Annotated in this window: 22 protein-coding genes and 1 pseudogene; 8 read left to right on the plus strand and 15 right to left on the minus strand. The window is 72.1% G+C overall.

The window, feature by feature from the left end; genetic code table 11:
• Positions 1-59 precede the first annotated feature (59 nt).
• Both ADK64_RS00065 and ADK64_RS00070 read right to left on the minus strand, forming a co-directional pair.
• Positions 60-827 (minus strand): nucleotidyltransferase domain-containing protein, encoded by a 768-nt coding sequence (locus ADK64_RS00065; RefSeq protein ID WP_053653585.1) that lies wholly within the window; start codon positions 825-827, stop codon positions 60-62.
• 4 nt (positions 828-831) lie between these two features.
• Positions 832-2,790: a toll/interleukin-1 receptor domain-containing protein gene (locus ADK64_RS00070; RefSeq protein ID WP_053653587.1), complete on the minus strand. Its 1,959-nt coding sequence runs from the start codon at positions 2,788-2,790 to the stop codon at positions 832-834.
• Positions 2,791-2,828: 38 nt separating this feature from the next.
• On the opposite strand from ADK64_RS00070, the gene ADK64_RS00075 reads away from it, so the two are divergent.
• From ADK64_RS00075 to ADK64_RS00085, 3 genes are all read left to right on the plus strand, one after another.
• The gene (locus tag ADK64_RS00075) at positions 2,829-3,626 is read left to right on the plus strand and encodes a hypothetical protein (protein WP_234384414.1); all 798 of its coding nucleotides are present in this window, start codon (positions 2,829-2,831) and stop codon (positions 3,624-3,626) included.
• A 156-nt stretch (positions 3,627-3,782) separates the two neighbouring features.
• Positions 3,783-4,199: a RidA family protein gene (locus tag ADK64_RS00080; RefSeq protein WP_053653589.1), complete on the plus strand. Its 417-nt coding sequence runs from the start codon at positions 3,783-3,785 to the stop codon at positions 4,197-4,199.
• Positions 4,196-4,651, plus strand: a complete 456-nt coding sequence (locus ADK64_RS00085) for a GNAT family N-acetyltransferase (RefSeq protein ID WP_053653591.1) — start codon at positions 4,196-4,198, stop codon at positions 4,649-4,651. The genes ADK64_RS00080 and ADK64_RS00085 overlap by 4 nt, the downstream gene beginning before the upstream one ends.
• A gap of 16 nt (positions 4,652-4,667) precedes the next feature.
• Here ADK64_RS00085 and ADK64_RS00090 read toward each other — a convergent pair whose 3' ends face one another.
• Both ADK64_RS00090 and ADK64_RS00095 read right to left on the minus strand, forming a co-directional pair.
• Positions 4,668-5,390 carry an aspartate/glutamate racemase family protein gene (locus ADK64_RS00090; protein WP_053653593.1) on the minus strand — a complete coding sequence of 241 codons (723 nt, stop codon included), beginning with the start codon at positions 5,388-5,390 and terminating at the stop codon, positions 4,668-4,670.
• 5 nt (positions 5,391-5,395) lie between these two features.
• Positions 5,396-6,856, minus strand: a complete 1,461-nt coding sequence (locus ADK64_RS00095) for an NCS1 family nucleobase:cation symporter-1 (RefSeq protein ID WP_053653596.1) — start codon at positions 6,854-6,856, stop codon at positions 5,396-5,398.
• A gap of 191 nt (positions 6,857-7,047) precedes the next feature.
• Between ADK64_RS00095 and ADK64_RS00100 the strand changes: the two genes are divergently transcribed.
• On the plus strand, positions 7,048-7,710 hold the full coding sequence (locus ADK64_RS00100; RefSeq protein ID WP_053653598.1) for a GntR family transcriptional regulator: 663 nt from the start codon (positions 7,048-7,050) through the stop codon (positions 7,708-7,710).
• A gap of 50 nt (positions 7,711-7,760) precedes the next feature.
• Here the strand turns inward: ADK64_RS00100 and ADK64_RS00105 are convergent, their stop codons facing one another.
• The 3 genes and pseudogenes from ADK64_RS00105 to ADK64_RS00115 all read right to left on the minus strand — a co-directional run bounded on the left by ADK64_RS00105 (position 7,761) and on the right by ADK64_RS00115 (position 9,435).
• Entirely contained in the window at positions 7,761-8,450 is a 690-nt protein-coding gene (locus ADK64_RS00105; protein WP_053653600.1) for a uracil-DNA glycosylase, read from the minus strand.
• Positions 8,451-8,659: 209 nt separating this feature from the next.
• Positions 8,660-8,947 (minus strand): annotated as a pseudogene (locus tag ADK64_RS00110) (YfcC family protein); the annotation flags it as partial.
• A gap of 104 nt (positions 8,948-9,051) precedes the next feature.
• Entirely contained in the window at positions 9,052-9,435 is a 384-nt protein-coding gene (locus tag ADK64_RS00115) for a M20/M25/M40 family metallo-hydrolase (RefSeq protein WP_053653604.1), read from the minus strand.
• Between the two features lie 215 nt (positions 9,436-9,650).
• Between ADK64_RS00115 and ADK64_RS48310 the strand changes: the two genes are divergently transcribed.
• Positions 9,651-10,529, plus strand: coding sequence for an RNA-binding S4 domain-containing protein (locus ADK64_RS48310; RefSeq protein WP_078992413.1), 879 nt, complete (start codon positions 9,651-9,653; stop codon positions 10,527-10,529).
• Between the two features lie 40 nt (positions 10,530-10,569).
• Here the strand turns inward: ADK64_RS48310 and ADK64_RS00120 are convergent, their stop codons facing one another.
• The 3 genes from ADK64_RS00120 to ADK64_RS00130 form a co-directional block, all read right to left on the minus strand.
• On the minus strand, positions 10,570-11,064 hold the full coding sequence (locus tag ADK64_RS00120; protein WP_053653606.1) for a DoxX family protein: 495 nt from the start codon (positions 11,062-11,064) through the stop codon (positions 10,570-10,572).
• 104 nt (positions 11,065-11,168) lie between these two features.
• Positions 11,169-11,864 (minus strand): class I SAM-dependent methyltransferase, encoded by a 696-nt coding sequence (locus tag ADK64_RS00125; protein WP_199829438.1) that lies wholly within the window; start codon positions 11,862-11,864, stop codon positions 11,169-11,171.
• Positions 11,865-11,936: 72 nt separating this feature from the next.
• Entirely contained in the window at positions 11,937-12,848 is a 912-nt protein-coding gene (locus tag ADK64_RS00130) for an acyltransferase domain-containing protein (protein ID WP_053653611.1), read from the minus strand.
• Positions 12,849-12,934: 86 nt separating this feature from the next.
• Between ADK64_RS00130 and ADK64_RS00135 the strand changes: the two genes are divergently transcribed.
• Positions 12,935-13,258 (plus strand): DUF6343 family protein, encoded by a 324-nt coding sequence (locus tag ADK64_RS00135; protein WP_053653613.1) that lies wholly within the window; start codon positions 12,935-12,937, stop codon positions 13,256-13,258.
• A 4-nt stretch (positions 13,259-13,262) separates the two neighbouring features.
• Here ADK64_RS00135 and ADK64_RS00140 read toward each other — a convergent pair whose 3' ends face one another.
• The 4 genes from ADK64_RS00140 to rpsA all read right to left on the minus strand — a co-directional run bounded on the left by ADK64_RS00140 (position 13,263) and on the right by rpsA (position 17,033).
• Positions 13,263-13,643, minus strand: coding sequence for a tetratricopeptide repeat protein (locus ADK64_RS00140; RefSeq protein ID WP_053653615.1), 381 nt, complete (start codon positions 13,641-13,643; stop codon positions 13,263-13,265).
• 50 nt (positions 13,644-13,693) lie between these two features.
• Positions 13,694-14,305 carry a dephospho-CoA kinase gene (gene coaE / locus ADK64_RS00145; protein ID WP_053653618.1) on the minus strand — a complete coding sequence of 204 codons (612 nt, stop codon included), beginning with the start codon at positions 14,303-14,305 and terminating at the stop codon, positions 13,694-13,696.
• Positions 14,306-14,349: 44 nt separating this feature from the next.
• The gene (locus ADK64_RS00150; protein WP_053653620.1) at positions 14,350-15,288 is read right to left on the minus strand and encodes a PAC2 family protein; all 939 of its coding nucleotides are present in this window, start codon (positions 15,286-15,288) and stop codon (positions 14,350-14,352) included.
• A 251-nt stretch (positions 15,289-15,539) separates the two neighbouring features.
• On the minus strand, positions 15,540-17,033 hold the full coding sequence (gene rpsA, locus ADK64_RS00155; protein WP_053653622.1) for a 30S ribosomal protein S1: 1,494 nt from the start codon (positions 17,031-17,033) through the stop codon (positions 15,540-15,542).
• Between the two features lie 361 nt (positions 17,034-17,394).
• On the opposite strand from rpsA, the gene ADK64_RS00160 reads away from it, so the two are divergent.
• A complete protein-coding gene (locus ADK64_RS00160) occupies positions 17,395-18,231 on the plus strand; it encodes a class I SAM-dependent methyltransferase (protein WP_107092882.1) in 837 nt (278 codons plus the stop codon).
• 117 nt (positions 18,232-18,348) lie between these two features.
• Positions 18,349-20,874 carry an ATP-dependent helicase HrpB gene (gene hrpB / locus ADK64_RS00165; protein WP_053653627.1) on the plus strand — a complete coding sequence of 842 codons (2,526 nt, stop codon included), beginning with the start codon at positions 18,349-18,351 and terminating at the stop codon, positions 20,872-20,874.
• Here the strand turns inward: hrpB and ADK64_RS00170 are convergent.
• Positions 20,864-21,856 carry a DUF3068 domain-containing protein gene (locus ADK64_RS00170; RefSeq protein ID WP_053653629.1) on the minus strand — a complete coding sequence of 331 codons (993 nt, stop codon included), beginning with the start codon at positions 21,854-21,856 and terminating at the stop codon, positions 20,864-20,866. The genes hrpB and ADK64_RS00170 overlap by 11 nt on opposite strands.
• Between the last annotated feature and the right edge of the window lie 26 nt (positions 21,857-21,882).

Below are 21,882 nucleotides of genomic sequence, written 5' to 3' on the forward strand. Positions count from 1 at the left end.
GAGCAAACGGGGCCATCACGTTTCGGGGAGGTGAAACGTGCCCGGGACGGCCGGTTTCTTTATGAACGCAATGCCCCGGCGATGATCTCCTCGACATCGGTCACGGCGGAGGCGAGGCTCTTCGGCGTGGCCCGCAACCCACCCACCACCGCGTCGATCCCGCGCAGCCCGGCCCGCTCCAGCAGCCGCTTCTCGTTGGTCACCCACTCCCCGCGCGCCGCGAGCACGGCGTGCCCGGCCTGGGCGGCGGCCGTGGCGATGGCGCCCGCGGTCTCGGTGAGGCGGCCGTGCGGGGCGTGTTGGTTCCTGGCGTAGTCGAGGGTGGCGCGGGCGGTGCCGTGCCAGCGCTCGGCCGCGGTGACGCGCAGCCTGTCCGGATAGTCCGCCGGGCGGGGCAGAGTGCCCCTGAGCACCTGGTTGACGGCCAGTTCCGCCACGACCAGATAGGTGGGGATACCGGCGAGGTGGAAGAGGAGCGGCTCCACTCGGAACCGCCCCTGCGCCGCCTCCGCCAGCTCGTGCTCGACCACGTCGAGGTCCCGGTAGTGCACATCGACCCGGCGTCCGTCGACGGTCAGCCAGGCCCCGCCGTTGAACACCCCGCCGCCCCAGCCGCCGATCTCGGACACCTCCCCCGCCCAGCCGACGGCGCGCAGATCGTCCGGGTCGAAGGGGCCGCGGTAGTAGACGGCCAGGTCCCAGTCGCTGTCGGGCCGGTGGGTGCCCTGGGCGCGGGAACCGCCGAGGGCGACGGCCTGGACGGCGGGGAGGCGGGCGAGGCGGTCGGCGGTGGCGGCGAGGAACTCGGGGTCGCAAGACGGTGGCATGCCCTCAGCCTGCCGCAGCCATCCCGAAGTCCGCTCCCGAGATGTCCGCGAGCCCCTCCGCGATACGCAGCAACGGCTCGCGCAGCGCGGCGAGATCGGCCCGCATCTGCGCCGCCTCCGGCCAGGCGAGCTCGTGGTCGAGCGGCGCGAGGTCGGCGGCGCGGCGGGCCTCGTACGCGGCGAGGCGGGGGTGCCAGGTGGTGGTGAAGGGCCGGATCGTGCCGTTGATCAGCGCGTAGGCGAGGCTCTGCACCGTGGCGGCGCCCTCGGGCGTGCCCTGTTCCAGGCGGACGCTGTAGGTGTGCAGCGTGTCGCGCGTGAAGTCGATGAGCGACTTCAGCGACGACAGCGCCTCGCGCAGACTGCCCGTGCCGGGGGCCAGTTCCTGCACACCGATCCGGGTGACCAGCTCGACCTGGATGTCGAAGGCCGCCATCCGCTCCGACTCGCTGGGGGCTGCTGACACGGGGACCTCCCTACGGCTTCCGGGTAGGGCCAGCGTAACCGGCTCGCGGTGGCCGCAGAGGGTGCGCAGGGCCGCGTGCCGCAGGGCTTCGGTGCGGGCGGGCGCGGGGTCGTGCTGGTACCAGGCGTGCAGGGTCACCGGATGGAGGGACCAGCGGTCGCCGTCCGCAGGGGAGTCGGCCGGCTCGGCGGCCGGGGTCAGCAGGCTGCGCGTGCGCAGTTCCGCGATGCCGTTGCCCGCGCGCCGGCCCGCGACGACCTGCGGCACCCGGTCGACGGCGGCCAGCACCCGGAACACGTCCTCGGCGGTCACCGGCAGGGGGGACAGCGCCGCCGCACAGCGCAGGGCGTCCGCCGCGTCCGCGGTGTTCACGTCGTGGACGACGGCCGCCGTGACGTCGTCGCCGGCGAGCGCGTCGAGGAGGGAGCCGCCCCGGGCGTGCAGCCGGTCGTACAGGTCCTTGGCGCGGTGCCCGGCCTGGAGGGCGCGCCCCAGCAGGACCAGGGCCAGTGGGTGGCCACCGACCGCCTCGGCCAGCGCGCCGTGCCCGCCGACGAGTTCGCGCGCGTGGTCGTCGTCCAGCGGCCCCAGGTCGACCGGCGTCCCGAGGGCGTCGTACGCGCGGCTGCGCAAGGTGAAGACGGTGTGCCCGAGCGGGTGCGGCGCGGCCATCGCAGCGATCGTCCGCAGCGGGGCCCGCTCCTGGGCGACGGCGTCGACGGCGTCGACGATCCACAGGAACGGTCCGTCCACGCCGTCGAAGTGGCGGAGGAGGGACGGGGCGGCGCCGCCCAGTCCGCATGCGCGCAGCGACGCGTCGTAGTCCCGTCCGTCCAGTCGGAACACACCGCCGGGGTACGCCGCCTCGAAGCGGACCGCGTACTCGTCGGCCAGGAGCGTCTTGCCGATGCCGGCCATGCCCCGGATCTGCACCGTGCGGGTGGCGGCACGGCCGACGGTGAGCGGGGCCGCGTGCGCGTGCAGGGCGGAGTGCACACGCCAGAGTTCCGAGAGCCGGCCCACGAACTCGGGGTGCGGCTCCGGAGCCCGGTGCCGGCCCTGCCCGCCGTGCTCCCGGATGGTCATGGGTCCGGTCAGCCGCGCGACATGCTCACGCACGTCGGCCACGAGGGCGGCGGGGTCGTCCGCGGAGGCGTGCCGGGCGTCGCGGAGTTCGACGGGGTGGATGTGCCCGGTGGCGGGCTCCGGGTTGACGACCATGACCCGGAGCCGTGGGTCGCCCTCGCCGAGTCCGGCGAGATAGGCGGTCGTGAGCTCCCACTGGCAGGCCTCCCGCTCCGGGTAGGCGGCCGAGTAGTAGGCCAGCAGCGCCTTGGAGCGGCCCAGTTCGCGCCGGATGGTGTCGCTGATGCCGGCGAAGGACGCGACACCGGTCTCATCGGTGAACACCGTCAGCCCGCCGTCGCGCAGCGCACGGACGAGCGGACGGACCCGCTCCACATCACCGCGGCTATAGCTGAGGAAGACGTCCCACACGGCGACTTACCCTACTGTGGGTACCGGGGAGGGCGATCATGGCACACAGGCAGCGCAGGCGGAGGCGACCGGCTGGTCCCTCGCAGATCACGGCCAAGCTCACGATCCCGTTCGTCGGCGAGATCTCCGGCACCTGGGAACCCGCCGACGCCGAGCGCAGTGCGGCCTGGGAGCTGTATCTGGAGCTGGTGACGCGGGTCTCGGTGGAGGAACTGGCCCGCGACGAGGGGTTCCTGCGCGAGGCGCTGTCCTCTCTGTACACGTTCTTCAACACCACCCGGGAGATCCTGCGCCGCTACGGTCCCGACGTCGCCCCGCGGCTGTCCCCGGGGCACGTCAGCTTCGGCGTCCTCGCGGTCACCGTCCTCAACCGCGTCCTGCGCCCGCTCCTCTCGTCGTGGCACCCCCGGCTCACCGCGTACGAGTCCCGGCGGCCGGACGGCCGGGATCCGGTGGTGTGGGAGCGGGCATGGGAGCACGCGGAGGAACTGCGGGGCGAGATCTCGGCGGTACGGCAGGCGCTGACGTCCCTGGCGCAGACCCTGCAGGAGGTGGCCGGGGTCGGAGACCTGATCAACCTGCCGCTGCCTCCCTCCCCGGTATCAGGGGGCAGTTTGCAGCACCCCCCCCCCGGAGCACAGGGGGTCCTGACGGTACTGGAAGCTGAGCCGAGCACACCCGCGGACCGGCGGACGCCCGCCCGCCGACCACGAACCGCACCGGTTCCGCGAGGACGGCCGGGCCCCGTCCGGATCGGCGAACCGTGCGGCCGAAGCGGACTCGGCCCGACGGAGTTGCCGCGCAGCAGTGCGTGCGCCTCCAGTCGATGCAGGTGACCCACCAGACGATGCGCCGGGCTCGGGCGGAGCCACGCCGGTCCCTGTCGGTCCTCGCTCCCGTCCCGCCCGGCGGCAGCGTGCGAAATCCAGATGCGGACAGGACCTCGGAGAACCGATCATCGAGAGGTTGTCGACTGTCGTAGGAGCAGCCCCGTGATCCAGCGCGTCACCGTCCCCACCCTCTTCCCACCGCCCGTCTACGCACACGCGTCGGTGGTGGAGGCGGGCACCAGGCTCGCCTTCCTCGCCGGGGCCGTGCCGCTCGACGACACGGGGGCGATCGTCGGCCCGGGTGACCCCGTGCGGCAGGCCGAGCAGGTGATCGCCAATCTCCGGGAGCAACTGGGCGCCGTCGGGAGCGACTTGGCGCATGTGGTCGTGACCGAGGTGTACGTGGTGAGCGGCGAGCCCGCGGTGCTGGCCGCGGTGTGGAAGGTCGTCGAGGCCTCGGGGCTGAGCGCGGGACCGCATTCGTCCACGCTGCTCGGGGTCGCCTGCCTCGGCTACCCCGGGCAGCTGGTGGAGATCACGGCCACGGCCGTGGTGCCGGAGCCGCAGGAGGACCGTTGACGGACGAGGTCGTGCTGCGCCGGGCCGTGGCGGCGGACGCCCGGGCCGCCGCCGACGTATGGCTGCGCTCCTTCCGTGCCGCGCTGCCCACCGTCGTCCGGCCGCGCTCCGACGACGACGTGCGGGACTACTTCCAGCACGTCGTCGTGCCGTCGCGGGAGACCTGGGTGGCGCAGGCCGCCGGGGGCGGGATCGTCGGCGTGCTGGTCCTGAACGAGCAAGAGCTGTCCCAGCTGTACCTGGACCCGCACTGGCGCGGGCGCGGCATCGGTGACCGGTTCGTCGCGCTGGCCAAGGAGCGCAGCCCGGGCGGGCTGACCCTGTGGACCTTCCAGGTCAACAAGCCCGCCCACCGTTTCTACGAGCGGCACGGCTTCACCGCGGCCGAGTTCACCGACGGCAGCGGCAACGAGGAGCGGGAACCGGACGTGCGGTACGTCTGGCAGCCCTGAGCCCCCGCGCCACGGCTCACCGCGGCTGCCGTCCCCACCTCCTCTCCTTGGGCAGCGGCTGCTCGTAGCTGCCGGCCCGGCTAGTCGTCAGGCCCAGGGCCACCAGGGACTCGGCGAGCCGGACCGCCGCCGCCACGCCGTCGACCACCGGCAGCCCGAGCTTGTCGCCCACCGTCCGCTGCAGTCCGGTCATCCCGGCACAGCCCAGGACCAGGACCTCGGCGCCGGCGTCCCGGGCCCGCTCGGCCGCCGCCAGGAACGCGGACTCCGTGCGGCCGGGGTCGTCGGCGAGGTCGAGGACGCCGAGGCCGGTGCCGACGACGGCGGCGCAGTTGCGGGCCACTCCGGCGGTCTCCAGGCTGTCCTCGATCTGGCCGCGGGAACGGTTGAGGGTGGTCACCACGCCGTAGCGGCGGCCGAGGAGGCAGGCCAGATGGGCGGCGGCCTCGGTGATGTCCACGACCGGGACCTCGACCAGCTCCCGTGCGCCTTCCCGGCCGTGCTCGCCGAAGCCGGCCAGGACGACGGCGTCGTACGCCGGGCCGTCGTAGGTGCGCAGGGTGTCGAGGACGGCCGCGGCCGAGAGGTAGCTGTCGAGCCAGCCCTCGGCGGAGGCCGGGCCCCAGGCGGGGGTCAGACCGCTCACGGTGGTGCCCGGGGCCGCCGCGGCCCGGGCGCCTCGCACGATCTCCTCGGTCATCTCCCGCGTGGTGTTGCAGTTGGTGACGATGATCCGCACGTCCGTCAGACCTCCGCCGCCGTACGGTCCGCCCGGTCCCGGCGGCTCAGCAGCGCGTACAGCGCGGCGCCGAGTGCGGTGCCGATGAACCAGGAGTACGGCGCCACATCGCTGAAGCTCTTCACCAGCGCCAGCACGGCGGCGACCGCGGCGGAGGGCAGGAAGGCCCACAGTGCCTTCGGGTTGACGCCCTTGCGGTAGTGGTACGGAGTGCCCGGCCGGGCGTCGAACAGCGCGTCGACGTCGACCTCGCCGCGCCTGACCCAGTAGTAGTCGATCATGATCACGCCGAACAGCGGGCCCAGGAAGGCACCGAGGCCGCCGAGGAAGTAGTTGACGACGGTCGGGTTGGAGAAGAGGTTCCAGGGGGTGACGAGCAGGGCGGCGACCGTGCTGATCAGCCCACCGACCTTGAACGTGATCTTCTGCGGCCAGACGTTGGCGAGGTCGTACGCCGGTGAGACGAAGTTCGCGACGATGTTGACGCCCATGGTGGCGACCGCGAACGTGAACGCGCCGGCGACCAGCACCCAGGTGTTGCCGACCTTGGCGACGAGTTCCGCGGGGTCGGTGATGGCCTGCCCGAACGCCTTCAGCGAGCCCGCCGTCACGATCACGGAGACGACGACGAAAGCGGTGGAGTTGATGGGCAGGCCCCAGAAGTTGCCGCGCCGGACGGTCCGGTAGTCGGGTGCGAAGCGGGAGAAGTCGCAGAAGTTGAGCATCAGCGTGCCGTAGGTGGCCAGGATGAGGCCGATCGCGCCGAACCACTGGCGCCACTGCTCGCCCGTGGACACGGGGTGCGGGGTGGAGGTGAGCGAGATGCTCCAGTGGGCCTTGGCCAGGACCCAGACCGCCAGCGCGATCATCACCAGCCAGATCGCGGGACCGCAGAAGTCCTGGAACTTCCGTACGGATTCCATGCCCTGGCTGATGATCAGCGCCTGGATCAGCCAGAGCGAGAGGAAGGAGATCCAGCCCAGCGCGTCCAGGCCCAGGAAGGAGCTTTCCGTCAGGGACGTGAGGCCCGGCCAGGCGGCCAGCAGCATCACGTTGACGGCGACGGAGGCCAGATAGGTCTGGATGCCGTACCACATGATGGCGATCACGGCCCGGATCAGCGCCGGGATGTTGGCGCCCCAGACGCCGAAGCTGATGCGGCTGATCACGGGGAACGGCACGCCGTGGCGCTGGCCGATGCGGCCCATGCGGTTCATACCGGCGTAGATGAGCACGAAGCCGGCGAGCAGGGCCGTGAAGACCTGCCAGACGTTCATGCCGAGCACCAGCAGACCGGCGGCGAAGGTGTAGTTGCCCAGGTTGTGGACGTCGGACATCCACAGGGCGAACAGGTCGAAGACCTTCCAGTTCCGCTGCTGCGCGGGAGCGAGATCCTCGTTGACGAGGCGGGGGTCGGGGACGAACGCGGTGGCGCCGGTGGCTTCGGCGCGGTCGGCGAGGGACACGGGGCCTCCTGGACAGGGGGACGAAGGGGCCATACCGCAGGAACTCGGACGGACCATCGACGGGGGAGGCCGACGGTGAGCCGCGTTTGGTATACCAAACTGCCGACATGGTCCCGCCGTCAAGCGTTCCGACCGATGTCGTTGCCGTTACGGCCCCGTAAAAGACCGCGCGCTTCCGCGAAGATGGGCCCATGACGAAGATCGAACCCCTGGGCGCGGTGCGCGAGCGGGTCCTGGCGAGTCTGCGGGAGGACATCATCGCCGGGCGCCTCGGACCAGGTGACCGGCTCGTCGAGCGGGAGCTGGCCGAGCGGTTCGGCGTCTCGCGGGTCCCGGTGCGCGAGGCGATCCGCGCGCTGGTCGCCGAGGGCTTCGTCCTCTTCGAGTCGGCCCGCCGCACGGTCGTACGCCGGCTGACCCCGGACGACGTCCGGGAACTCTTCGAGCTGCGCGAGGCGTTGGAGGTGTACGCGGCGGGGCTGGCGGCGACCCGGGTGACCCCCGAGGCCCTGGCGGAACTGCGGGCGCTGCTGGAGCAGGCGGCGCGGGCGACGGAGGAGGAGGACGCCGAGGCGATCACGGACATCAACACCCGCTTCCACGACCGCATCCGCGCCCTGGCCGACAACAGCCTGCTGATCTCGGTCATGGAGCCGGTCGACGGCCGCCTGCGCTGGCTGACCCGGCGCAACGAGGAATGGCCCCAACTCCTCACCGAGCACCGCGCGTTGTATGAGGCGATCGCCTCCGGCGACCCGGACCGAGCCCGCTCCCACGCCCTCGGTCACGTCCGCGCCAACTACCGCTCGACGGTACGGCATCTGTTCGGCGGCGATCCCGCCGACGGCGACTGAGCACTGCCGACGCAGACCCCGCGCTGCCGACGGAGCCTGAACACCGTCGGCTACCGGGGCAGGCCGGCCGTCTGCGCCGCCGTGCGCAGCACCTCGCGCAGCATCTGAGGGGTGAGCCGGCCGGTGAAGGTGTTGCGCTGACTGACATGGAAACAGCCGAAGAGATCCAGGCCGTCGAGCGCGACCCGGGTGCCATGGGCGAAGGCCGGGCGGGGCCGGGGCACGGTCCAGCCCGCCTCGGCGAACGCGGGCAGCGCGGCCTGCCAGCCGAAGGCGCCGAGGACGACGGCGGCCTTCAGCGTCGGGCGCAGCAGCTTCAGCTCCTGAACCAGCCAGGGGCGGCAGGTGTCACGCTCACCGGGGGTGGGCTTGTTGGCGGGCGGAGCGCAGTGCACGGGCGCGGTGACGCGGACGCCGTACAGCTCCAGACCGTCGTCGGCCTGCACGGAAGTGGGCCGCGAGGCGAGCCCCACGTCGTACAGCGCCTGATAGAGCACGTCTCCGGAGCGGTCGCCGGTGAACATCCGGCCGGTGCGGTTGCCGCCGTGCGCGGCGGGGGCGAGCCCGATGATCACCAGCCGGGCGTCGGCCGGTCCGAAGCCGGGCACCGGCCGCCCCCAGTAGGTCCAGTCGGCGAACGCGGCCCGTTTGGTACGGGCCACCTCCTCGCGCCACTCGACCAGCCGGGGGCAGGCCCGGCAGTCCGCGACGCGCCGGTCGAGCCGGGCCAGGCGCTCCACGGAAGGTGCCGCAGTGGGCCGTCGATCGTCCACGGGCGCGTCGTGGCCGGTCGTGCCCCACGGCCAAGCCGCATACCCGTCCGGCCCCGCGCCCCTTCGAGGCACGACCGGACCACGGCGGGCTTCGCCCGGCCCGCTCAGGGGACCGCTGTCGTCCATACGGCCACCGTATGCCCCTCGCGGCCGGATGCGGTCCAGGTGAACGCGGCTCAGGTGAACGCGGCCCCCAGCGCCACGAACCCGCAGATCAGCACGGCCAGGACCGCCAGCAGCGGCCACACGAACCGCAGACACCTGTCGTAGCCGACCTTGGCGAGCGCGACCCCGCCGATGGTGACAGCGGTCGTCGGCACCCACAGGTTCATCCAGCCGCTCGCCGCCTGCCCGGCGGTGACCACGACCGCGCGGGAGACCCCGGCGAAGTCGGCGAGCGGGGCAAGGATCGGCATGGCCAGGGTGGCATGGCCGGAGGTGGAGGGGATCAGGAAGGCGAGCAGCCAGACGGCGACAGTGACGATCACGAGCACGGTCAGCGCGCCGGGAAACGCGACCTTCCGCCGCGGCCCCGGCTGCGGCTGACCGGTGGCCGTCGTCGCGTCCGTCATTCGTCCGCCCTGTCGCGGACCGCGGCCGCGCCGTTCGCGTAGTTCTCGTCGTCCGCGATGCCACGGCCCCGCAGACCGCCCTCGATCGGCGTGGGTTCGAACGGCGGCGAGCGCCACAGCCTCTCGTCACCGGCCGGCTGGACGTCGTAGTGGGAGTAGAGCAGAACGGTCGGCGCGGCGGGGTCCGGCGGGGGGATCTCCGCGAAGATCACCGGGGCGGTGCCGGGCAGGTCGATCCGCTCGCTGTGCTCGACGCCGATGCCGCGCAACAGCTCCACGAGCAGATCGTGCGCCGCGCGCACCGGCTCCTCCGGGTAGCCGGGGAAGGCCACGGACGGAATCTCGGCCAGCCGCACCAGATCGGCCAGCAACCCCTCCATCAACGCATCAACCCTGCCCGCCGTATCCACGCCACCTCCTGCGCTCGGGTCCGAACTTCGACAACAGCCTCTGGGCTACGGGAGCGGGGCGCATCCGGGGTGGGCCACGGGGGCCAGAGGCGTTCGGCCGACTGAGCGCGGTGGACGCGCCATGGGCCGCTCCCCCCTGGAAAAACCCGTCCGGTGCGACCGGCCCGGGGAGTTAGGGTCGGGACATGGCTTCCGAGGATGCGGACGACAACGTGAACCCTGGGACCGGCGGACCGGGCGGAACGAGCCCCGCCCCGGACACCGACGACTCCGGTCCGACCGCCGCCGCGGTGGCCGCCGCCGAGGCCGCGGGGCCGGCGGTCGGCGAAACGGTCCGGATCGACAGCTGGATCTGGGCCGTACGCCTGATCAAGACCCGTTCCCTGGGCGCCACCGCCTGCCGGGGCGGTCATGTGCACGTGAACGGTGATCGGGTGAAGCCCGCCTATGCCGTGCGCATCGGCGACGAGGTGCGCCTGCGACACGAGGGCCGGGAACGGGTCGTGATCGTCAAGCGCCTGATCCGCAAGCGGGTCGGCGCGCCCGTGGCCGTCCAGTGCTACATCGACAACTCCCCTCCGCCCCCGCCCCGCGAGGCCACGGCCCCGGTCGGCCTGCGCGACCGAGGCACCGGCCGCCCCACCAAACGAGACCGCCGCGAGCTGGAACGCCTCCGCGCCCTTCGCACAGCCGGCACCGGCCCGGGCGCCTTCGCCGGCCCCCGAGGATCCAGCCGACCGGGCGGCTCCGGCGCGCCTGGAGGAGGCTTCGGTAGCCACGAAGCCTTGAGCGGACCTGACGGGCCGGACGGACCGAAACGACCGGAACGACCGGACGGACAGAGCGGCTCTGCTGGATCCGCTGGCAGTGGTGGCCGTGGTGAGGCTGGTGCGGCTGGTGGAGCCGGTGGGCCTGACGGATCCGGCGTTCGTGGTGGCTCCGGTGGACGTGGTGAGGCCGGTCAGTCGGGCGGACATGGCGGATCGGGCAGACGCGGTGGATCGGGCGGCCATGGCGGATCAGGCAGACGCGGTGGATCGGACGGGCGTTCCCGAGGGCGGTGAACTGTTGCCGGATCGGCTCGGCCTGCCAGACCCAAGCCGCTCACCTCCCGTACCCGAGCCGCTCACCCACCGCACGCGCACCCGTAGAACCCCGCCGCACCACCCCCAGCAACTCCCTGCCGGACCCGCGGCGAGCCCAGGCGATCACGATGAGCGGCACCATCAAGATCAGCGGGGTCGCTGCGTTCTGGCCGTTGAAGGCGGTGAGTTGGACGATGAACGCGCCCACCATGAGCGCGCTGAGGGCGGTCGCCGCCACGGACTGGAGCAGCGGTATCAACAGGGCGACGGCTCCGGCGAGTTCGAGCGCGCCGATGGTGTACATGGCCCCGCTGCCCCAGCCGATCTTGTCGAAGGACTCGACGGCCGAGGGGTGCGCGATGAGCTTGGGCAGGGCACTCGCGATGCCGTAGAACAGGGCGAGCAGCACCTGCACCGAGCGCAGCGCGACCCGGGCCCACCGCGCCCGGCCGGTGTGCGAGCCGGCGGAGGACGCGGTCGTCGTGGCGAAGACGGGAGCGGCGGTCCGGGACATGAGGGTCTCCTGGGTGAGGCGATGCCGTTTGCTTTCACCGAGGTAGACCGCACTTCGCCGGGGAATTCATCGCTCTCGGCCGAGCCGCTGCGACCGGACGTCCGCTAGGCCTTCGGCACCGCCCGCACCCACACCCTGTCCGGTGTCAGATACGTGTCCACCTCCAGTCCCGCTTCCGCCAGCGCCGCCTCGAACTGCTCCTTCGTCAGGGGCCGGGCCAGAAACGTCTGGGTCCAGGCCGCGTCAGGGAACACGTACTCGGCGCGGACCGAGTTCACCCCCTGTCCGGCGGGCTCCACGGAGGCGATCCGTACCGTGAAGCCGCTCGGGTCGGCCCGTTCCCTGGGCACGTTCGTGTGGTAGTCCTCGCCCTCCCGCTGGATGAGCACGCAGCCGCCCTTCGCCACATGCCGGGCACAGGTGCGCAGCAGGCCTCTGCGTACCTCCTCGTCGCCGTTGTGCACGAGGAACGACGCGAGCAGCACTACGTCGAACTCCTCGCCCTCCAGGTCCAGTTCCTCAATGGGGCCGCATATCGTGCGTGCCCCGCGGACCCGGGCCAGCATGTCGGCGGACTCGTCCACCGCCGTGACCGTGAAGCCCCGTTCGAGCAGGGGGTGGGTCATCCGGCCCACCCCGCTGCCCAGTTCCAGGATGTGCGCCCCGGCCGGTACCGCCGCCGCGATGATGTCCGGCTCGTCTCCCACCGGCAGCCGCTCGTACAGCTCGACCGCGCAGCCGTCCGGGGTGATCGCCCCGGGGCCCGTGCCCTCGTGTCCCTCACGCATTTCGACCGTCATGCCCGAACAACGGCCCGCCCCCGCACGCCCGTTCCCCTCCGGCATCAGTTCACCCGTTCGAGCTATTCCGGGCTATTCGACCGGGAACGGGAACCATCCGTGCCCGATGTACCAGTGACCGCCCGCGCGCAGATGGTCCCCCACCGCCCGCTCGACGGACGTGCGCCGCGGCAGCTCCGCCACCGGCAGGCCGGGTTCCCCGAAGACGAACTGGACGGGCTCGGTGTCGGACGGTTCGGTGTCCTCGCGGGCGGTGCGGAATCGGTCCTGGAACCGGACGATGTTGGAGTCGGCCGGCAGATACCGCCTCAACTGCGGGTCGAGCAGCCAGGAGTGGCACAGCGCCGCCACCGGCCGCTCCTGCGGGAAGTGCCGGGCGAAGAACGCGCGTGCCCGCGCCAGGGAGCGGTCACAGGCGGACGGGGTCAGCGGACCGTGGAAGTCGGGTACGTGCAGGTTCAGACAGGGCGTGCCGGGCGCCGCGTCCAGTCCGGCGGCCGCGATCACCGGCGCCGTGCGCTCCCCGAGCCGCGCCCGCTCGAACTGCAGCCGGCCCAGCTGGAACAGCTCGCCGCGGAAGTGCCGGACGAGCCAGCGCCGCGACTGCACTCCGGTCGTGCCGTGCCGTCTGCGGTGCACCGCCATGTGCCGCCCCAGGTCGGCCAGGGTGTGCCGGGAGATCTCGGCCGGGATGCCGCGTTCCCGGTGCCGGGCGAGGGTGCGCGGGACCGCGGCGACGAAGACGTACACGGGGAAGGTACGGGTCAGCCCGGCCGGCGCCGCGTCGAGGAGACCGGCGAGGTCAGGAGTGCGGCCGGTCTCCTCCGGGTCGCGGAACAGCTCCTCGACGCAGCTTTCGAGCAGCCGCAGCACGCCCGGGTCACCGGTGACCCGGCCCCGCTGAGCCACCAGGTCGTTGATGTCCTCGTGCGGCACGGCCAGGTCGAGGAGCAGTTCGGGCAGGTCGTCGACGTCCGGCAGCACCGGATCCCCCTTCGGCGAACGACGGACGAGCGCCGTTGGTCAACGTCGTCACCGAAGAGTACGTTGCAAGGAGGAGTGGTGACCCCATGCGTACGGGCAGTGAACCGGCGACCGCGCGCAGTGCGCTGCGAGCGCGGTTCTGGCTGAGCCTGTGGGGGCTGGTCTGGGCGATCTTCGGTACGGCCGCGTTCGCGCTGGTCGGGCGCCCCGGCTGGGCGGCGGCCTGCGGAGTGCTGTGGCTGGTGGCCACCGTCGACATGATCATGATCCTCAGACACATGCGGCAGGGTCCGCACTACCAGCCGGGCCGTGACGTACCGCCCTACCCTCCGCCGGAGGACGGACCGCCGTACCGCCCACCGCAGGCAGCCCGGCCGTTCCCGCGCCTGCCGAGGCACCGGCATCCGTGACCGCTCAGTCGTCGAAGTGCGCCGCCCTCAGATACCGCGGGTTGGGGTCGAGCGCGGCCGCCAGCCGGAAATGGCGTTTGGCCTGGACGGGGCGGCCCCGGCGTTCATAGGTGCGGGCCAGCGCGAAGTGCGCGAACGCGTTGTCCGGCTCACGCTCCAGCACGATGGTGAACTCCAGCTCGGCGGGCCGCAGTTGCGCCGCGGCGAAGAAGGCACGCGCGCGGAGCAGTCGGGCGGCGGTGTTCTCCGGGTGTGCGGCGATGACTTCGTCGAGCAGCTTCACCGCGCCCCGCGGGTCCCGTGAGTCGAGCAGATGCTCGGCCGCACGAAAGTCGATGACATGCGTTTCCGGAGTACGTCCGGTGGAACCGCTGGTCTCGGGCACGGCAGAGTCCTTCCCTCACTCCGGCAGTTCAACGCCCGGTCAGGGGCCCGCTATTCCGAGGACGTCCCACGGGCCCGTCGCACGAGGTCGTCCCACACCTCGGCGACGCGCTTGTGCAACGCGTCCAGGGGTACGTCGTTGTCGATCACGATGTCCGCGATCTCCCGGCGCTGTTCGCGCGTGGCCTGCGCGGCCATACGCGCGCGTGCGTCCTCCTCGGTCGTTCCGCGCAGCCGCACCAGCCGGTCGATCTGGGTCTCGGGGCTCGCGTCCACGACGATCACGAGGTCGTAGAAGGGGGCCAGACCGTTCTCGGTGAGGAGGGGTACGTCGTGGATCACGACGGCGTCGGCGGTCGCGGCCTCCTCCAGTTCGCGGGATCGGACGCCCACCAAAGGGTGCACGATCGCGTTGAGGGCGGCGAGCTTGTCGGGGTCGGCGAAGACGATCGAGCCGAGCCGGGGCCGGTCCAGGCTGCCGTCGGCGGCGAGGACGTCCTCGCCGAAGGCCTCGACCACGGCCGCGAGGCCGGGGGTGCCCGGCGCCACGACCTCGCGCGCGATACGGTCCGCGTCGATCAGCACGGCCCCGTGCTGCACGAGCAGCCGCGAGACCTCGCTCTTGCCGGCACCGATGCCCCCGGTCAGGCCCACTTTCAGCATGAGCCGAAGCTTAGGCCCTGCTACGGACAGGGGGACCGGCGAGGTCAGTTGTCGCCTTCGCGCTCCGCCAGGAACCGCTCGAACTCCCGCCCGATCTCGTCGGCCGACGGAATCTCCACCGGTTCGGCGAGCATGTTGCCCCGGGTCTCCACGCCCGCCGCGGCGTCGTACTGGTGCTCCAGGCCCTGGACGAGCGCGGTGAGTTCCTCGTCGCCCTCCTGGATCTGCCGGTCGATCTCCGTCTGCGTGCGGTGCGCGTCCGTGCGCAGCGAGTGCGCCACACCCGGGAGGACCAGCCCGGTGGCGGCCGTGATGGCCTCCAGGACGGTCAGGGCGGCGTCCGGGTACGTGGAGCGGGCGATGTAGTGCGGGACGTGCGCGGCGACACCCAGGACGTCGTGCCCCGCCTCGCTGAGGCGGTACTCCACCAGCGCCTCGGCGCTGCCGGGCACCTGGGCCTCCTCGAAGGGGCTGCGGTGGCCGGGGACGAGGTCGGTGCGGTTGCCGTGCGGGGTGAGGCCCACCGGGCGGGTGTGCGGGACACCCATGGGGATGCCGTGGAAGTTCACGGACAGGCGCACCCCGAGCCGTTCCACGATCTGCCGTACGGCCGCCGCGAACCGCTCCCACTCCACGTCCGGCTCGGGGCCGGACAGCAGCAGGAAGGGGGCGCCCGTGGTGTCCTGGACGAGGCGGACCTCGATGGCCGGGGTCTCGTAGTCGGTCCAGCGGTCCCGCTTGAAGGTCAGCAGGGGCCTGCGGGCCCGGTAGTCCACGAGCCGGTCGTGGTCGAAACGGGCGACGAGCTGGTGGGGCAGTGAGTCGAGCAGCCCGTCGACGATCTGGTCGCCGGTCTCGCCCGCGTCGATGTATCCGTCGAAGTGGTAGAGCATGACAAGGCCGGCCGACTCCTGGGCGAGCGCCATGTCCACCACGGCGAGGCCCTTCGGCTCCCATGCGTACAAACCCTGCGGATCAAGCACTGTGACCGCTCCTCCTCGTGTTCCTCCTGTTCAACGCGCCCTGGAACGCGGGCATTCCCGCGACACGCCGCTGATCAGGGATCTCGGACCGGACACCATGACGCCCCGGGGGGGCGCGGGGAACCGCGCGATCAGCCATAACGGGACCGCGGCGGGATGGGCAGCGGACTGCCCGAAAACGCCTGAGGGGCCGTACCTCGAAAGGTACGGCCCCTCAGAGCCGACTATCGGCTAAGCCTCAGCGGCAGGGTTCAGCTCTGGCCGCCGGCCAGCTTCTCGCGCAGCGCGGCGAGCGCCTCGTCCGAAGCCAGCGCACCGGAGGTGTCCGCACCCTCGGAGGAGTACGAACCGCCACCCGAAGCGGCCGGAGCGGCAGCCTCGCCACCCTCGGCGGCAGCGGCAGCGTCGGCCTCGCGGGACTTGATGACCTGCTGCTGGTGCTGCTCGAACCGCGACTGCGCCTCGGCGTACTGGTGCTCCCACGCCTCGCGCTGGGTCTCGTAGCCCTCGAGCCAGTCGTTGGTCTCGGGGTCGAAGCCCTCGGGGTAGATGTAGTTGCCCTGGTCGTCGTAGGACGCGGCCATGCCGTACAGGGTCGGGTCGAACTCGACCGAGGCCGGGTCGGCACCGAAGGACTCGTTGGCCTGCTTCAGCGAGAGGCTGATGCGGCGGCGCTCGAGGTCGATGTCGATGACCTTGACGAAGATCTCGTCGTTGACCTGGACGACCTGCTCCGGGATCTCCACGTGGCGCTCGGCCAGCTCGGAGATGTGGACCAGACCCTCGATGCCCTCGTCCACGCGGACGAACGCACCGAACGGAACCAGCTTCGTGACCTTACCGGGCACGACCTGGCCGATCTGGTGGGTGCGGGCGAACTGCTGCCACGGGTCTTCCTGGGTCGCCTTCAGCGACAGGGAGACGCGCTCGCGGTCCATGTCGACGTCGAGAACCTCGACGGTGACCTCCTGGCCGACCTCGACAACCTCGGACGGGTGGTCGATGTGCTTCCAGGACAGCTCGGAGACGTGGACCAGACCGTCGACGCCACCCAGGTCCACGAAGGCACCGAAGTTGACGATCGAGGAGACCACGCCGGAGCGGACCTGACCCTTCTGGAGGGTCGTGAGGAACGTCTGGCGGACCTCGGACTGGGTCTGCTCCAGCCAGGCACGGCGGGACAGGACCACGTTGTTGCGGTTCTTGTCCAGCTCGATGATCTTGGCCTCGAGCTCCTTGCCCACGTAGGGCTGGAGGTCGCGGACACGGCGCATCTCGACCAGGGAGGCCGGGAGGAAGCCGCGGAGGCCGATGTCGAGGATGAGACCACCCTTGACGACCTCGATGACGGTACCGGTAACGATGCCGTCCTCTTCCTTGATCTTCTCGATGGTGCCCCAGGCACGCTCGTACTGGGCGCGCTTCTTCGAGAGGATCAGGCGGCCTTCCTTGTCCTCCTTCTGGAGGACCAGGGCCTCGATCTCGTCGCCGACGGCCACGACCTCGTTCGGGTCGACGTCGTGCTTGATCGAGAGCTCGCGGCTCGGGATGACACCTTCGGTCTTGTAACCGATGTCGAGCAGGACCTCGTCCCGGTCGACCTTCACGATGACGCCGTCGACGATGTCGCCGTCGTTGAAGTACTTGATCGTCTCGTCGATCGCGGCGAGGAAGGCTTCCTCGTTACCGATGTCGTTGACCGCAACCTGCGGGGTGGTGGCGGTGGTCTCGGTGCTGCTCGTCATGTGGGAAAGGGCTCCGGTACGGACATTGAAGTCGTAGGTACTGCTACGCCGGGAGCCCGTATCGCTCTGAAGAAGCCGGACAGCCAAGGAAGCGCCACACAAAACCGCTGGTGGCGCCTCGAAAACCGAGGGGACATACAACAGATGCGAGCGCAGCCTGCTACGTCTGAGGTGCGCAGGCCCGCAGCGCAACTTGTAGCATACGGGGGCAGCGGGACACGGTCAATGCGCGAAGGCGCACACCGGGGGCGGATCGCCGCAATCCCGGCAGAAGAAAGTCCTACGGGGCGCCGCGCGCCGGAGGGACACCTTCCTTGACAGCCCCTGACGGGTTGCACGGAAGAGTACGACGAGGGAGCCGATCATCCAAGAGTCCGAAGCGTACGAACCCCGGGAGCCGGAGGGGTTCGAGCCCGAGGCCACACGGCGTGACGCCGACGTCGCGGAGAGCTCACGGGCCAACCGGGGCTGGTGGGACCGCAACGCGGACGAGTACCAGGTCGAGCACGGCACGTTCCTCGGCGACGACCGCTTCGTATGGGGCCCGGAGGGCCTGGACGAGGTGGAGGCGGAGCTGCTCGGGCCGCCGGAGGAGCTGAAGGGCAAGGCGGTCCTGGAGATCGGCGCGGGCGCGGCGCAGTGTGCGCGCTGGCTGGCCGCCCAGGGGGCCCGACCGGTGGCGCTGGACGTGTCGCACCGCCAGCTCCAGCACGCGCTGCGGATCGGCGGATCGTTTCCGCTCGTCTGTGCGGACGCGGGGGCGCTGCCCTTCGCGGACGGCTCCTTCGACCTGGCGTGCTCCGCGTACGGGGCGCTGCCGTTCGTCGCCGACCCGCGGCTGGTGCTGCGCGAGGTGCGCCGGGTGCTGCGGCCCGGCGGCCGGTTCGTCTTCTCGGTGACGCACCCGATCCGCTGGGCCTTCCCGGACGAGCCGGGCCCCGAGGGCCTGTCGGTGGCCGCCTCCTACTTCGACCGCACGCCCTACGTCGAACAGGACGAGGAGGGCCGCGCCGTCTACGTCGAGCACCACAGGACGCTCGGCGACCGCGTCCGGGACATCGTGGCCTCGGGATTCCGTCTGGTGGATCTCGTGGAGCCGCAGTGGCCGGCCTGGAACACCTCGGAGTGGGGCGGCTGGTCCCCTCTGCGCGGGAACCTGATCCCGGGCACGGCGATCTTCGTGTGCGAGCGGGACTGACCCCCCGCAGGCACCACGCCTGCTCCTTCTCCTCCGCGTACGCGTACGCGCGCGTGGCGGGTTTTCGTCCGCTCACGCGCGCGTGGGGCGCGTCCGCCGTCGTACGACACTAGGGGCGTGATCCGTTACGACGCCCTGGACGCGCTGCCCGTGCGCTCCGCCCTGCCCGCCCTGACCGACGCCTTGGACGCGGACGGCACCGCCGTCCTCGTGGCGCCGCCCGGCACCGGCAAGACGACACTGGTGCCGCTGGTGCTGGCGGGGCTGGTCGGGGGCGGTCCCGCGCGGCGGGTCGTGGTGGCCGAGCCCCGGCGGATCGCGGCGCGGGCCGCGGCGCGGCGCATGGCGTGGCTGCTGGGTGAGAAGCCCGGCGAGAGCGTGGGCTTCACGGTGCGCGGCGAGCGGAGCGTGGGGCGGCACACGCGCGTGGAGGTCGTGACGACCGGTGTGCTGCTGCAGCGGCTGCAGCGGGACCAGGAGCTGCCGGGCGTCGATGTCGTCGTGCTCGACGAGTGCCATGAGCGGCACCTGGACGCCGACACGGCGGCCGCCTTCCTGTGGGACGTACGGCAGACGCTGCGGCCGGAGCTGCGGCTCGTGGCCGCGTCGGCGACGACGGACGCGCAGGGCTGGGCGCGGCTGCTCGGCGGGGCGCCGGTGGTCGAGGCGGCGGGTGTCGCGCATCCCGTGGAGGTGGTGTGGGCTCCCCCGGCGCGTCCGGTACGGCCGCCGCACGGCATGCGGGTGGATCCGGCGCTGCTGGCGCACGTGGCGTCGGTGGTGCGGCGGGCGCTGGCCGAGCGGGCGGGCGACGTGCTGTGCTTCCTGCCCGGCGTCGGTGAGATCGCGCGCGTGGCCGGGCAGCTGGGAAGTCTGGGGGACGTCGAGGTGCTCCAGGTCCACGGGCGGGCACCGGCGGCCGTGCAGGACGCGGTGCTGGCGGCCGGGGAACGGCGCAGGGTAGTGCTGGCCACGTCCGTCGCCGAGTCGTCCCTGACCGTGCCCGGGGTGCGGGCGGTCGTCGACTCGGGCCTGGCGCGGGAGCCGCGCGTGGACCACGCGCGCGGGCTGAGCGGGCTGGCGACCGTACGGGCGTCGCGGGCGGCCGGGCGGCAGCGGGCGGGGCGGGCGGGGCGTGAGGCACCGGGTGTGGTGTACCGGTGCTGGACGGAGGCCGAGGACGGGCGTCTGCCGGCTTTTCCGGCGCCGGAGATCAAGCTGGCCGATCTGACCGCGTTCGCCCTGCAGACGGCCTGCTGGGGTGATCCCGACGCCGCCGGGCTGGCCCTGCTGGATCCGCCGCCGGGCGGGGCCATGGCGGCGGCGCGCTCCGCGTTGACGGCCGTGGGAGCGGTGGACTGCACCGGTCGGGCGACGCCGGTCGGGGTGCGGCTGGCTCGGCTGGGTGTGCACCCTCGGCTGGGGCGGGCTCTGCTGGACACGGCCGGAGCGGGGGCGGAGGTGGTCGCCCTGCTCTCCGAAGAGGTGCCCCGGGACTACGGGGATGATCTCGGCGGTGCTCTGCGGCGTGCTCGGCGTGGGGGTGACGCCTATGCGGGGCGGTGGGCCGCGGAGGTACGCCGGCTGCGGTCCGCCTCGGCGGAGTTCGCCCATCCGCCCGCCCATGCCCGTCAGTCAGCAGGTGGTGCGTCGGCCGGACCGGACACCGGTGTCGACAAGCTGGCCGGCCTCGTCGCCGCGCTCGCTTTCCCCGAGCGGGTCGCCAGGCTTGACGGTCAGTCGTACCTCATGGCCTCCGGGACCCGGGCCGAGCCCGCGGACGGATCGGCGCTGCGTGGGGCGCCGTGGATCGTGGTGGCCGTTGCCGACCGGGGCGTCGGCAGCGGGCACGCGCGCGTGCGGCTCGGGGCTGCGGTGGAGGAGGACGTGGCGCTCGCCGCCGCCGGGACTCTGCGCGGCGAGCGGGACGAGGTGCACTGGGCCGACGGGGACGTCGTGGCCCGGCGGGTCGAGCGGCTGGGCGCCGTGGAGCTGGCCGTACGGGCGTTGCGGGACGTCGATCCCGGGCTCGTACGCGGTGCCCTGCTCGAAGGGCTCCGGCAGGAGGGGTTCGGGCTGCTGCGCTGGTCGCCGGAGGCGCGGGTGCTGCGGCAGCGGCTGGCCTTTGTGCGGGCGCGCCTTGGGGAGCCCTGGCCGGACGTGTCCGACGGCGCGCTGCACGCGCGCGTGGACGAGTGGCTGGAGCCGGAGCTGGGCAGGGCCCGGCGGCGGGCGGATCTCGCGCGGATCGACGCCGGGCAGGCGCTCGCCCGGCTGCTGCCCTGGGCGAGCGGGGAGGCCGGCCGGCTCGACGAGCTGGCGCCGGAGCGGATCGCCGTGCCGAGTGGGTCCAGGATCCGGATCGACTATCAGGATCCTGAGCGGCCAGTGCTCGCCGTCAAGTTGCAGGAGATGTTCGGACTGCGGGAGACGCCGGCCGTGGCGGGGGTGCCGCTGCTGGTGCATCTGCTCTCCCCCGCCGGGCGGCCCGCCGCCGTCACGGCGGACCTCGCCTCCTTCTGGAAGGACGGCTACAAGGGCGTACGCGCGGAGCTGCGCGGCCGGTATCCGAAGCATCCGTGGCCCGAGGACCCGGCGACCGCCGAGCCCACCCGGCACACCAACGCGCGGCTCAGGCGCTGACCGGTTCGGGTTCCGTCCGCTCCGTGGGCGCCGGGTCCTCGGGCCGGCGGGACCGGGCTTCCAGATAGAGGGCGAGCGCGAGGAGCAGCAGGCCGAGGATCAGGGAGCCCCAGGGAACGTACGAGGTGAGCATCAGGACCAGGGTGCGGTTGTGCTTGACCAGGGCGACCGTGTGCTCGATGTAGTCCTCGCGCATCTTCACATCGCCGGCGAACGCCGTGACGCTGGCCCGGCCGCCGAGCAGGGTGCCGCCGCGCAGTTCCTCCTTGTGCAGTTCCTCGCCGTAGACGGGCGCGCCGGTGACCGGTTCGACCCAGAACTTGCGGACCGTGCTGTACCAGCGGGTCGTGCCCGTCTTGGCGACCGACTCCGGGGTGATGCCCTGGACGGGCATCGTCTTCGGCATGGGGACCTTGGTCCAGGGGATGGTCTGCTCGAAGTAGTAGACCTTCAGGCCGCGGAAGGTCTGGGTGCCCTTGTAGTGGATGGGGCTGGTGGTGCGCGTCTGTGCGTCGAAGTACTCGTAGTCGCGTTTCTGTGTCAGGAAGGGCCACTTGAACTCGATGCCCGTGCGGGTGACCGGGTCGCCGTCGACCATCTCGCCGGTGGCGTGCACAGGGGCCTGGCTGTGGGCGTCGAAGATGTAGCGCTCGGGGATGCGGGAGACCATCTTGCCGTCGGGGCCCTGGACGTAGGACAGGCTGTCCCAGACCACGACCGGCCGGCCCGCCGTCTTCTCGATCTTCTTCGCGGCCTCCACGTTGCCCTTGAGGGTCTGCACGATGGTGACCTTGGGGACCTTCTTGGCCTGCATGGTGCCGTAGTCGAGGAGGGTGGCGTCCTTGGCCTCCAGGACCATGTCCTGGTACTGGTTCGCGGGGATCCTGGCCAGGCGCGGGAAGGCGTACCAGCGCATCAGCGGGGACAGCGCCGCGCAGAAGACGGCGCAGGCGAGCAGGACCAGGCTTGCCTTGCGGCGCATGGAAGGCCTCCCTCCCGGACGGGCGC

The sequence above is a fragment of the Streptomyces sp. MMG1121 genome (genome assembly GCF_001280015.1).
In the GTDB taxonomy this organism is placed as follows: Bacteria; Actinomycetota; Actinomycetes; order Streptomycetales; family Streptomycetaceae; genus Streptomyces.

What these genes read in the sequence shown, in the direction of transcription:
- ADK64_RS00065 (WP_053653585.1), bottom strand. Translation starts at nt 827, where the DNA reads ATGCCACCGTCTTGCGACCCCGAGTTCCTCGCCGCCACCGCCGACCGC.
- ADK64_RS00075 (WP_234384414.1), top strand. Translation starts at nt 2,829, where the DNA reads ATGGCACACAGGCAGCGCAGGCGGAGGCGACCGGCTGGTCCCTCGCAG.
- ADK64_RS00100 (WP_053653598.1), top strand. Translation starts at nt 7,048, where the DNA reads ATGACGAAGATCGAACCCCTGGGCGCGGTGCGCGAGCGGGTCCTGGCG.
- ADK64_RS00115 (WP_053653604.1), bottom strand. Translation starts at nt 9,435, where the DNA reads ATGGAGGGGTTGCTGGCCGATCTGGTGCGGCTGGCCGAGATTCCGTCC.
- ADK64_RS48310 (WP_078992413.1), top strand. Translation starts at nt 9,651, where the DNA reads ATGGCTTCCGAGGATGCGGACGACAACGTGAACCCTGGGACCGGCGGA.
- ADK64_RS00120 (WP_053653606.1), bottom strand. Translation starts at nt 11,064, where the DNA reads ATGTCCCGGACCGCCGCTCCCGTCTTCGCCACGACGACCGCGTCCTCC.
- ADK64_RS00125 (WP_199829438.1), bottom strand. Translation starts at nt 11,864, where the DNA reads ATGACGGTCGAAATGCGTGAGGGACACGAGGGCACGGGCCCCGGGGCG.
- ADK64_RS00135 (WP_053653613.1), top strand. Translation starts at nt 12,935, where the DNA reads ATGCGTACGGGCAGTGAACCGGCGACCGCGCGCAGTGCGCTGCGAGCG.
- coaE (WP_053653618.1), bottom strand. Translation starts at nt 14,305, where the DNA reads ATGCTGAAAGTGGGCCTGACCGGGGGCATCGGTGCCGGCAAGAGCGAG.
- rpsA (WP_053653622.1), bottom strand. Translation starts at nt 17,033, where the DNA reads ATGACGAGCAGCACCGAGACCACCGCCACCACCCCGCAGGTTGCGGTC.
- ADK64_RS00170 (WP_053653629.1), bottom strand. Translation starts at nt 21,856, where the DNA reads ATGCGCCGCAAGGCAAGCCTGGTCCTGCTCGCCTGCGCCGTCTTCTGC.